General features: G+C 70.1%; 7 protein-coding genes. 6 read left to right on the top strand and 1 reads right to left on the bottom strand.

All coding sequences use genetic code 11. From position 1 onward, the window contains the following. The first annotated feature begins 164 nt into the window (after nt 1-164). From mmsA to ACWDVW_RS28790, 3 genes are all read left to right on the top strand, one after another. Nucleotides 165-1,703 (top strand): multiple monosaccharide ABC transporter ATP-binding protein, encoded by a 1,539-nt coding sequence (gene mmsA, locus ACWDVW_RS28800; protein ID WP_449955019.1) that lies wholly within the window; start codon nt 165-167, stop codon nt 1,701-1,703. Beyond that, nucleotides 1,700-2,950, top strand: a complete 1,251-nt coding sequence (mmsB, locus tag ACWDVW_RS28795; protein WP_449955016.1) for a multiple monosaccharide ABC transporter permease — start codon at nt 1,700-1,702, stop codon at nt 2,948-2,950. The genes mmsA and mmsB overlap by 4 nt, the downstream gene beginning before the upstream one ends. 158 nt (nt 2,951-3,108) lie before the next feature. Next, nucleotides 3,109-4,371, top strand: coding sequence for an ROK family protein (locus tag ACWDVW_RS28790; RefSeq protein WP_449955013.1), 1,263 nt, complete (start codon nt 3,109-3,111; stop codon nt 4,369-4,371). Between the two features lie 157 nt (nt 4,372-4,528). Here the strand turns inward: ACWDVW_RS28790 and ACWDVW_RS28785 are convergent, their stop codons facing one another. Next, the gene (locus ACWDVW_RS28785; RefSeq protein ID WP_449955011.1) at nt 4,529-6,172 is read right to left on the bottom strand and encodes a glycoside hydrolase family 27 protein; all 1,644 of its coding nucleotides are present in this window, start codon (nt 6,170-6,172) and stop codon (nt 4,529-4,531) included. Nucleotides 6,173-7,063: 891 nt separating this feature from the next. Between ACWDVW_RS28785 and araB the strand changes: the two genes are divergently transcribed. The 3 genes from araB (at nt 7,064) to ACWDVW_RS28770 (ending at nt 10,567) form a co-directional block, all read left to right on the top strand. Then, entirely contained in the window at nt 7,064-8,746 is a 1,683-nt protein-coding gene (gene araB / locus ACWDVW_RS28780) for a ribulokinase (protein ID WP_449955008.1), read from the top strand. After that, nucleotides 8,743-9,435, top strand: coding sequence for an L-ribulose-5-phosphate 4-epimerase (locus ACWDVW_RS28775; RefSeq protein ID WP_350696871.1), 693 nt, complete (start codon nt 8,743-8,745; stop codon nt 9,433-9,435). Before araB ends, ACWDVW_RS28775 begins: the two co-directional genes overlap by 4 nt. A gap of 127 nt (nt 9,436-9,562) precedes the next feature. Beyond that, nucleotides 9,563-10,567 carry an ABC transporter substrate-binding protein gene (locus ACWDVW_RS28770; protein WP_350696870.1) on the top strand — a complete coding sequence of 335 codons (1,005 nt, stop codon included), beginning with the start codon at nt 9,563-9,565 and terminating at the stop codon, nt 10,565-10,567. Nucleotides 10,568-10,743: the final 176 nt, after the last annotated feature.

Below are 10,743 nucleotides of genomic sequence, written 5' to 3'. Positions count from 1 at the left end.
GGACATCGACGCGTTCCTCGACGAGTCGATCCGCCGGGGTGACCACCTCGTCAACCCGGCGCTCTTCCCGATGACCGTGCACAACTCCGCCGCCGAGCCCCACCCGCATCGACCCTCCGATTTCCAGTACAGCCCTCACCACACACATCGCCAGGACGGTGCAGATGGACGACCACATCCTCGAGATGCGTCACATCACCAAGACGTTCCCCGGGGTGGCGGCGCTCCAGGACGTCTCCCTCGCCGTACGCCGGGGGGAGATCCACGCCATCTGCGGCGAGAACGGCGCCGGCAAGTCCACCCTGATGAAGGTGCTGTCGGGCGTCTATCCGTCCGGCAGCTACGACGGCGAGATCCTCTTCGACGGCGCACCGGCGAACTTTCGCGGCATCCGGGACAGCGAGGACCGGGGCATCGTCATCATCCACCAGGAACTCGCCCTGGTGCCGTACCTGTCGATCGCCGAGAACATCTTCCTCGGCAACGAGCGTCGGGGCCGTAGCGGCCTGATCGACTGGAACCGCACCAACGCCGAGGCCGCGGAGTTGCTCGCCTCGGTCGGGCTGCCGGAGAACCCGGTGACCCCGGTGGTGCAGCTCGGCGTCGGCAAGCAGCAGCTGGTCGAGATCGCCAAGGCGATCTCGAAGAAGGTCCGGCTGCTCATCCTGGACGAGCCGACCGCCGCGCTCAACGACATCGACTCGGCGCACCTGCTCGACCTGATGCGACGGCTGCGCGACCAGGGCATCACCTGCATCATGATCTCGCACAAGCTCAACGAGATCACGGCCATCGCCGACTCGACCACCGTGCTGCGCGACGGCCGGACCGTGGAACGGCTGGAGATGGCCTCCGGCGAGGTGACCCAGGAGCGGATCATCCGTGGCATGGTCGGCCGCGACCTGGACAGCTTCTATCCCGACCGGGTCTCGTCGCCGGGCGCGGAGGTGCTGCGGATCGAGGACTGGTCGGTGCGGCACCCGACGCAGGACCGGCTGGTCGTCCAGAACGCCGCCCTGAACGTGCGCGCCGGCGAGGTGGTCGGCATCGCCGGGCTGATGGGCGCCGGGCGGACCGAACTGGCGATGAGCGTCTTCGGCCGGTCGTACGGCCGGGACATCTCCGGCCGACTGGTCATGCACGGCCGCGAGGTCCGGGCACGGTCCGTCGCGGAGGCGATCCGCAACGGCATCGCGTACGCCACCGAGGACCGCAAACGGTACGGCCTGAACCTCATCGACGACATCCGGCACAACGTCTCGGCGGCGGGGTTGCGTAAGCTCGCCCACCTCGGCTGGGTGCACGACAACGAGGAGACCAAGGTCGCCGAGGCCAGCCGGCGCGACATGCACATCAAGGCGCCGAGCGTGATGTCGGTGGTGGGCAAGCTCTCCGGTGGCAACCAGCAGAAGGTCGTGCTGTCGAAGTGGCTCTTCACCGACCCGGACGTGCTGATCCTGGACGAGCCGACGCGGGGCATCGACGTCGGCGCGAAGTTCGAGATCTACACGATCGTCAACCAGTTGGTCGCCGCCGGTAAAGCGGTGATCATCATCAGCTCGGAGCTGCCCGAGCTGCTCGGCATGTGCGACCGCATCTACACGATGTCGGCAGGGCGGATCACCGGCATGGTGCCGGTCGGCGAGGCCACCCAGGAGAAGCTCATGGAACTCATGGCGAAGGACAAGGAAACCGTCGGATGACCAGCACCAAGCCCTCCTCGGTGTCGAAGGGCCCGTCGAACGAGAGTGCTCCCGCCGCCGCGCTGCACGTGGGCAGCAGCGACCCTCGTACGCTCATCATGAACAACCTGCGGCAGAGCGGCATCTTCGTCGCCCTCGTCGTCATCGTCGCGCTCTTCGCGTTCCTCACCGACGGACTCTCGCTGAGCCCGGGCAACATCACCAACATCGTCCTGCAGTATTCGTACATCCTGGTGCTCGCGATCGGCATGGTCATCGTGATCATCGGCGGGCACATCGACCTGTCGGTCGGCTCGGTGGTCGCGTTGACCGGCGCGGTCTCCGCCGTGGTGGTGATCCGGCAGGGTCAACCCTGGTGGATGGGCGTGGTGGCCGCGCTGCTGGTCGGACTGGCGGTCGGCGCGTGGCACGGCTTCTGGGTCGCGTACGTCGGCATTCCCGCCTTCATCGTGACCCTGGCCGGCATGCTGCTGTTCCGTGGTCTGACCCTGCGGGTGCTGGACAACATCTCGCTGTCGCCGTTCCCGGCCGAGTACAACAGGATCGCCGCGGGCTTCCTCAACGGACTCATCGGTGGTGACGGGTACGACGCCTTCACACTGCTCATCGGCGCCATCGCGGTGGCCGGTTACGTGGTGAGCTGCTTCCGGACCCGGGTGGCGCGCATCCGCTACCAGCAGCCGGTGGAGTCCTTCGCGCTGTTCGTCGCGCGGATGGCGCTGGTCGGCGCGGTGGTCATGTACTTCGCCTGGCAGCTCGCGCACGCCCGGGGCCTGCCCATCGTGCTGATCATCCTCGCCGCGCTGGTGCTGGTCTACGGCATGCTCACCCGGCGGACGGTCTTCGGCCGGCAGGTGTACGCCATCGGCGGCAACCTGCCCGCGGCGATGCTGTCCGGCGTCAAGGTGAAGACCGTCAACTTCTGGATCTTCGTCAACATGGGCTTCCTGTCGGCCGTGGCCGGCATCATCTTCTCCTCGCGCTCCAACGGCGCACAGCCCGCCGCCGGCAACATGTTCGAACTCGACGCGATCGCAGCGGCCTTCATCGGCGGCGCCGCCGTCACCGGTGGCGTCGGCACGGTCGTCGGCGCGATGGTCGGTGGCCTGATCATGGCGGTGATGAGCAACGGCATGCAGTTGATGGGCGTGGACCAGTCGATGCAGTCGGTGGTGAAGGGCCTGGTGCTGCTCGTCGCCGTCGCCTTCGACGTCTACAACAAGCGGCGTGCCGGCGCGAGCCGTTAGGCCGTGCGTCGACGTCCTCGGCGCGTCCGAGGACGTCGACCCCGGGCTCCGGCGCGGGTCGACCGGTCCACGGTCGACCCGCGCTTGACGTCGTCCCACTGCTTGGACACACTCCCTCCCGTCGGCCGTACGCACCGTCGCTGAAGCCGGAGGTCGGGTTGGTCCAGGAGGAGATCCGTCGGCGCAACGCCGGCACGCTGCTGCGGCACGTGCACCTCGACGGCCCGACGTCGCGCGCCGGGCTGGCCGAGCGGATGGGCGTCAACCGCAGCACCATCATGGCGTTGACCACCGAGCTGAGCCGGGCGGGCCTGGTCCACGAGGAGCTGCCGACCGACACCGGCCGCGCCGGTCGCCCCTCGCTGATGGTCCGGCCCTCGGCCGACCGGTTCTATGTGTTGGCCTTCGACGTGGCGGTGGACCGGCTGGTGGCCGCTCGGGTCGGCCTGGGCGGGGCGATCCTGGACCGCCGCGAGGCGGTTCGCCCGCGCGCCGGGCCGGACCTGCACCGCGTGGTGGCGGTGCTGGCCCGCTTCGGTCGCCAGCTGCACCGTGCCGCGCCGCCGCAGGCGCGATGCGTGGGCATCGGCGCCTCGTACTGCGGGATGATCCGGCCCGGTGACGGGATGGTCCGGTTCGGACCGGACCTGGGCTGGGTGGACCAGGACTTCGGCGCGGAACTCGGCCGCCGCCTCGGGCTGGGCCTGCCGGTCGCGGTCGGCAACGAGGCCCATCTCGGGGCCCAGGCCGAGCAGCGGCGCGGTGCGGGTGTCGGCTTCGACAACCTCGTCTACCTGCACGGTGACGTCGGCGTCGGTGGCGGCATCATCGTCGGCGGGCGGCTGCTCGGTGGCCACGGCGGCTACGGCTGCGAGCTGGGGCACATGGTGGTGAACCCGTACGACGGGCGGCCGTGCGGCTGCGGCTCGTCCGGCTGCCTGGAGGCGGAGGTGGGCGAGCGGGCCCTGCTCGACGTCGCCGGTCGTCCCGCCGAGATGTTCGGCCGGTCGGCCATCCGGTCGGTCGCCGACGACGCCGACCGTGGTGACCCGGCCGCGCGCGAGGCGTTCCGGCGGATCGGGGACTGGCTCGGCATCGGCGTGGCCAACCTGATCAACCTGTTCAACCCCGGCATGGTCGTCTTCGGCGGGATGCTGTGCGACGTGTACCCGGGCGCGGCGGCCCAGGTGCGCAGCCGGATAGCCCGCAACGTGCTGCCGGTCGCCCGGGAGAGCGTGCGCCTGCGTACCGCCGCGCTCGGTGACGACGCGACCCTGGTCGGCGCCGCCGAACTCGGGTTCGCCCCGCTGCTCGACGACCCGTTGGGCATGTGCGCGCCGGTGCCGCACGACACCACCACCGCCGGTCGGTGTACCACGCCGACGACGGCCCGCCGTGAGCCGCCCGCCCGCTGCGGCTGAGCGCCGGGTGGCGGCAACCCGACGCAGCGCCTCGCCTGTCGGGACGTACCCGCTGAGGGGGTCGACGCCGGGCGCGGCGGACCGGGCGGGTGTCGGAGCACCCGCCCGGCCCGTCACCCGGTCGCGCCGGGCGACGGGTCCGCGCCGATGGTCCGGGTCAGGCCCGGCTCCACCGTTGGTTGGCGGCGGTGTGGCAGTTCCAGACCAGGACCGTGGTGCCGTTCGCGGTCCCGTTGTTGTTCACGTCCAGGCAGAGGTTCGGGAACCGGACGCTGCTGACGGTGCCGTTGCCGTTGAAGGTCCACTGCTGGTTGGTGCCCCCGTTGCAGTCCCAGATCTGCACCGGGCTGCCGGCGGTGGCGGTGGTGGAGATGTCCAGGCACTTGCCGAGCACCTGGAGGCTCTGGCCGTTCTGGGTGAAGCTCTGGTTGCTGTTGCTGTGGCAGTCCCAGATCAGCGTGGCGGTGCCGTTGGCGGTGCCGCCGTTGTTGACGTCGAGGCACCGGCCGGAGGACTCGCTGCGTAGCCGGAAGGTGGTCGGCGGGTTGGTCACCCCGCCGCCGCTGACCCGGAAGACCGCCGTGCCGTGCGCCGGCACGCTGGCGGAGATCGCGCCGGTGCTGGTCGAGGTGCCGTTGGTCCAGGCGTCGCGGAGCGTGAACGAGCTGCCGGACTTGCCGATCGCCGCCGCCGTGGTGGACACGGTGGTGGTGGACGATCCCTGGTTGAGCAGGGCCACCGCGACGTCGCCGTTGGCCAGCCGTTTGGCCAGCACCCGGCGGGTGCCGTCGTTGGACACCTGCACGGCCTGCAGGCCGAGCGGGTCCTGGTTGATGGCGATCAGCTGCTGGTTGCGCAGGATGGTCAGGGTCGCCGCGCTGGCGCTGCGGATGTCGTTGCCGGCGATCAGCGGCGACGCCATGATCGACCAGAGCGCGAAGTGGCTGCGCATCTCGGTGTCGTTCATGCCCCCGTTGCCGACCACCATCATGTCCTGGTCGTTGAAGGCGCCCGGTGCGGCGTACGGCGCGAGGGGCACCGTGACGTTGATGATGTTCTGCACGCCCATCGGGTAGCCGTTGGTCTGCCCGGTGTTCCACGAGTTGGTGATGTCCTCGGTGGTCCGCCACATGTTGGCGATGTCGCCCCAGTTGCGCTGCGGGCCGGTCTTCTCGTGGATGCTGTTCGGGTTGATGCTGTAGACGATCGGTCGGCCGGTGGCGGCCAGCGCGTCACGCATCAGGGAGAAGCCCGCGACCTGGTCGTTGATGGTGCCCCACGGGGAGCACCAGTCGTACTTGAGGAAGTCCACGCCCCAGGCGGCGAACTGGCGGGCGTCCTGGTATTCGTGTCCCAGGCTGCCGGTGGAGCCCGGCCACGCGCCGAAGTACTGGGCGCAGGTCTTCTCCCGAGGCACCTGATAGATCCCGAAGAGCAGACCCCGGGCGTGCAGGTAGTCGCCGAGCGCCTTCATGCCGCTGGGGAACCGGCCGGCGTGGGCCCGCAGGTTGCCCTGGGCGTCGCGGTTCGGGTCGAACCAGCAGTCGTCGACGACGACGTACTTGTAGCCGAGGTCGCGCATCCCGGTGGAGACGATCGCGTCGGCCATCTGATGGATCAGGGCCTCGTTGATGTTGCACCCGAAGGTGTTCCAGGTGTTCCAGCCCATCGGTGGCGTACGCGCCACCCCGTTGTTGAGTGCCTGGGCGGGTTTCGGCGAGTGGAGCCCGTCGACGACGACGGCCGTGAGCGTCAACATCAGGACGCTCAGGACGGCCAACCATCGTGGTCGTGCGCGCATGCGGACCTCCTTCAAGGTCATGGGAGCCAACAGGTGTCGTTCGTCGATGACCGACCACGACGTGCCCGTGCGGCGGTGGCGGTACGGGTGCGTGGTGCGTCGCCCGTGGGCGCACCGGTGGTGGCAGGGCACCGGCCGGGCGAGGGTGCGCCGGTGACCGGCGGCAGCGGGCCTGGTCGCCGTCGGCCGTGGCCGCACGGAGTCCTCAGCCGGCCACGCTCAGCATCGATGTCGCGAATGTTATCGCTGACATTCAGTTCTGTAAATCACTTGGGGTGGGGGTCGGAGTGGCTGCGGGAGGTCCGCTGTGCATGCCGTCGACCGCCGTCGGGGTGATCGCGCACGTCAATGGGGAGTTGCGTCTCGCGATCGGGCGGCGTGCACGTGGCCGGGGAGCGCTGACGCCGCCTCGTCTTGATCGTCTGATGAATCCGCGATGTTAACGCTCATTTCGGGGTCCACCGAACGGGTCGGTTTCCGGGACCGGACGGTCCTGCGCCGACTGTCGGGCGGTGGAGTGGGCCGCTCTCCACGTGCCGTCCTGGCGTACGGATGTGCGCAGCTCGTACGCGGCTGCCGGGTGCGCCCGGCGGGGTGTGTCAAGGGCCGGCGTGCGGCGGCCGGTCGCGCCCTCGTCCCGCCCTCCGGTACGGCCCAACCCCGCAGGGCGCGTCGGTGTGGTCCGCGTCCGCTCGCACGCGGGCCCGTGCGCCGATCCACCGGATGCGGCGTGACCTGGGACGGGGGCACCGCCGCGCGCCACCCTTCGGTAACCTGTTGACGGTGGTCTATCCCTCGGTGTACTCCGTTACGGAGCTGTTGCCGGCAGGTGTCTTGACGGCGCAGGATGTGAGCGTTAACACTGAGGTCCGTCATCGGCCGGAGGTGAAGATGAGCGGAGTGGACGAAGCAGGCGACCGGTACGTCGTCGGCGTCGACTACGGCACGCTGTCGGGACGGGCCCTGGTGGTCCGGGTCCGCGACGGTGCCGAGTTGGGGACTGCGGTGCACGAATACCGCAGAGCGGTCATCAGCACCGCCCTACCGGACGGCGGCACCCCGCTGCCGCCCGACTGGGCGTTGCAGGACCCCGAGGACTACCGCGACGTGCTGCGCCACGCCGTTCCGGCGGCGGTGGCCGCTGCCGGGGTCGACCCGGCCGACGTCGTCGGCATCGGCATCGACTTCACCGCCTGCACGGTGCTGCCGACGCTCGCCGACGGCACCCCGCTGTGCGAGGTGCCGGAGCTGCGTCAGCGCCCGCACGCCTGGGTCAAGCTCTGGAAGCACCACGCCGCGCAGCCGCACGCCGACCGGATCAACGCGCTGGCCCACGAGCGGGGGGAACCCTGGATCGGCCGTTACGGCGGCAAGATCTCCGCCGAGTGGCAGTTCGCCAAGGGCCTGCAGATCCTGGAGGAGGACCCGGAGGTCTACCGCCGGGCGGAGCGCTTCGTCGAGGCCGCCGACTGGATCGTGTGGCAACTGTGCGGCGTCGAGACCCGCAACGTCTGCACCGCCGGCTACAAGGGCATCCTCCAGGACGGCAACTACCCGTCGGTGGACTACCTGACCGCGCTCAACCCCGACTTCGGCGACTTCGTGGCCAAACTGGACGGTCCGCTGATGCCGCTGGGCGCGAAGGCGGGCGGGCTCACCGCCACCGCCGCGGCCTGGACCGGGCTGCCGGAGGGCGTCGCGGTCGCCGTCGGCAACGTCGACGCGCACGTGACCGCGGCCTCCGCCCAGGCGATCGAGCCGGGCCGGCTGGTGGCCATCATGGGCACCTCGACCTGCCACGTGGTCAACGGCACCACCCCGGCCGAGGTGGCCGGCATGTGCGGTGTCGTCGATGGTGGCATCAGCGACGGCGCGTGGGGCTACGAGGCCGGGCAGAGCGGGGTCGGCGACATCTTCGGATGGTTCGTCAACCACGCCGCCCCGGCCGGGCTCGACTCGCACGAGCGGCTCACCGAGCTGGCCGCCGCCCAGCCGGTCGGCGCCCACGGCCTGGTCGCGCTGGACTGGTGGAACGGCAACCGGTCGCTGCTGGTCAACCACGACCTGAGCGGGATGATCGTCGGCCTGACCCTGGCCACCCGGCCGGAGGACGTCTACCGCGCGCTGCTCGAAGCGACCGCGTACGGCACCAGGATGATCGTGGAGGCGTTCGTCGGCGCGGGGGTACCCGTCGACGACCTGGTGATCGCCGGTGGGCTCACCTCGAACAAGCTGCTCATGCAGATCTACGCCGACGTCACCAACCGGCCGCTGGGCATCATCGGTTCCGCCCAGGGCCCGGCGCTCGGCTCAGCGATCCACGCCGCCGTCGCCGCCGGGGCGTACGCCTCGGTCCGGGAGGCGGCGCAGACGATGGGCCGCGTGCACGAGGCCGTCTACCAGCCGGACCCGGAGCGGGTACGCGCCTACGACGCCCTCTACGCCGAGTACCGCGCGCTGCACGACCACTTCGGCCGTGGTGCCAACGACGTGATGCTGCGCCTGCGGGCGATCCGCAACGCGGCGGTCGAGTCGACCGGGACGCCGCAGGAGACCGTGGAGGTGCCGGCATGAGCGACGACCTGACCGCCCTGGTGACCGAGTTGCGCGCCAGCGTCGCCCGGCTGCACGGCGAGCTGACCCGCTACGGGTTGGTCGCCTGGACGGCCGGCAACGTCTCCGCCCGCGTGCCGGGCCACGATCTCATGGTCATCAAGCCCAGCGGCGTCGACTACGACGACCTCTCGGCCGAGAACATGGTGCTCTGCGACCTCGACGGCGTACCGGTCGAGGGAGAGTTGTCACCGTCCAGCGACACCGCGGCGCACGCGTACGTCTACCGCGCCATGCCCGAGGTGGGCGGCGTCGTGCACACCCACAGCACGTACGCCACCGCCTGGGCGGCACGCGGCGAGTCGATCCCCTGCCACCTGACCGCGCAGGCCGACGAGTTCGGCGGGGAGATCCCGGTGGGCCCGTTCGCGCTGATCGGCGGCGACGACATCGGCAAGGGCATCGTCAGCACGCTCACCGGGCACCGATCGCCCGCAGTGCTGATGCAGAATCACGGCGTCTTCACCATCGGGCGCAACGCCCGCTCCGCGGTCAAGGCCGCGGTGATGTGCGAGGACGTCGCCCGGACCGCGCACCTGGCGCGCGCGCTCGGGCAACCGGTGCCGATGGCGCAGGCCGACATCGACGCGCTCTACGACCGCTACCAGAACGTCTACGGACAACGCCCCTCGCCTCCGGCGAACTCCTGACCGGTCGCGGGTCCCGGTGACCCGCGATCTGATTCGCACCACCCGCACAGGATCCGCACCACCGACTCAGGCCGCCCGTGCAGCACGGCGGGCGGCGTGGACAACCGCACCCACTCGAGGAGATCCGATGAGGAACATGCGAATGCCGATGGCGCGTCGTCGCGCCATCGCGGTCGCCGCCGCCGTGCTGCTCGCCGGCAGCGTGGCGGCCTGCGGTAACAGCGACACCGGTAGCGACGCCGGTGGCGACGACGGCAAGCTCGTCCTGGGCTTCTCCCAGGTCGGCGCGGAGAGCGGCTGGCGGACCGCCAACACCAACTCCATCAAGGAGTCGGCGGCGGAGGCGGGCATCGAGCTGAAGTTCGACGACGCCCAGCAGAAGCAGGAAAACCAGATCAAGGCGATCCGCAACTACATCCAGCAGAAGGTCGACGTGATCGCCTTCTCGCCGGTGGTGGAGTCCGGTTGGGACACGGTGCTCAAGGAGGCCAAGGACGCCGGCATCCCGGTCATCCTGACCGACCGCGCGGTGGACTCGGCGGACAAGTCGCTGTACAAGACCTTCCTCGGCTCGGACTTCGTCAAGGAGGGTCGTCTCTCCGGTGAGTGGCTGGTCGAGGAGAAGAAGGCCGCGACCGGCGACGTGAACATCGTCGAGCTCCAGGGCACCACCGGCTCGGCGCCGGCCAACGACCGCAAGAAGGGCTTCGCCGAGGCGATCGCCGCCGACCCCAAGCTCAAGGTCATCGCCTCCCAGTCGGGTGACTTCACCCGGGCCGGCGGCAAGCAGGTCATGGAGCAGTTCCTCAAGGCCCACCCGAAGATCGACGTGCTCTTCGCGCACAACGACGACATGGGTCTGGGCGCCCTCGAGGCGATCACCGCGGCCGGCAAGGTGCCCGGCCAGGACATCACCATCATCACCATCGACGCGGTCAAGGACGGCATGCAGGCCCTGGCCGACGGCAAGTTCAACTTCATCGCGGAGTGCAGCCCGCTGCTCGGCCCACAGCTGATGGACCTGGCCAAGAAGGTCAAGGCGGGTGAAGAGGTGCCGCCGCGGATCGAGACCGAGGAGACCACCTTCACCCAGGAGCAGGCCAAGGAGGCCCTGCCCAACCGCAAGTACTGATCGACGCCCGGGGTCGCCGCTGAGGTGGCGACCCCGCAGCGTCGCCCATTTCCCCACGGACTGGGCGCCTGGCCCGACACCCCCGTGCCACGTCCGCCCGGTCGGCCCCACGGCTGACCGGGCGGACGCCACGGGGGCTCCGTGGCCCTTCCGTACCGCGAGAACCCAGAAGAGGA

The organism is Micromonospora sp. NPDC003241, from assembly GCF_053589795.1.
The sequence above is the reverse complement of the archived record's forward strand: the minus strand, read 5'-3'. Positions and strand labels throughout refer to the sequence as shown.

Bases quoted from the DNA above. Each gene is read 5' to 3' on its own strand.
- mmsA (WP_449955019.1), top strand. From the start codon at position 165: ATGGACGACCACATCCTCGAGATGCGTCACATCACCAAGACGTTCCCC.
- mmsB (WP_449955016.1), top strand. From the start codon at position 1,700: ATGACCAGCACCAAGCCCTCCTCGGTGTCGAAGGGCCCGTCGAACGAG.
- ACWDVW_RS28785 (WP_449955011.1), bottom strand. From the start codon at position 6,172: ATGCGCGCACGACCACGATGGTTGGCCGTCCTGAGCGTCCTGATGTTG.
- araB (WP_449955008.1), top strand. From the start codon at position 7,064: ATGAGCGGAGTGGACGAAGCAGGCGACCGGTACGTCGTCGGCGTCGAC.
- ACWDVW_RS28775 (WP_350696871.1), top strand. From the start codon at position 8,743: ATGAGCGACGACCTGACCGCCCTGGTGACCGAGTTGCGCGCCAGCGTC.
- ACWDVW_RS28770 (WP_350696870.1), top strand. From the start codon at position 9,563: ATGAGGAACATGCGAATGCCGATGGCGCGTCGTCGCGCCATCGCGGTC.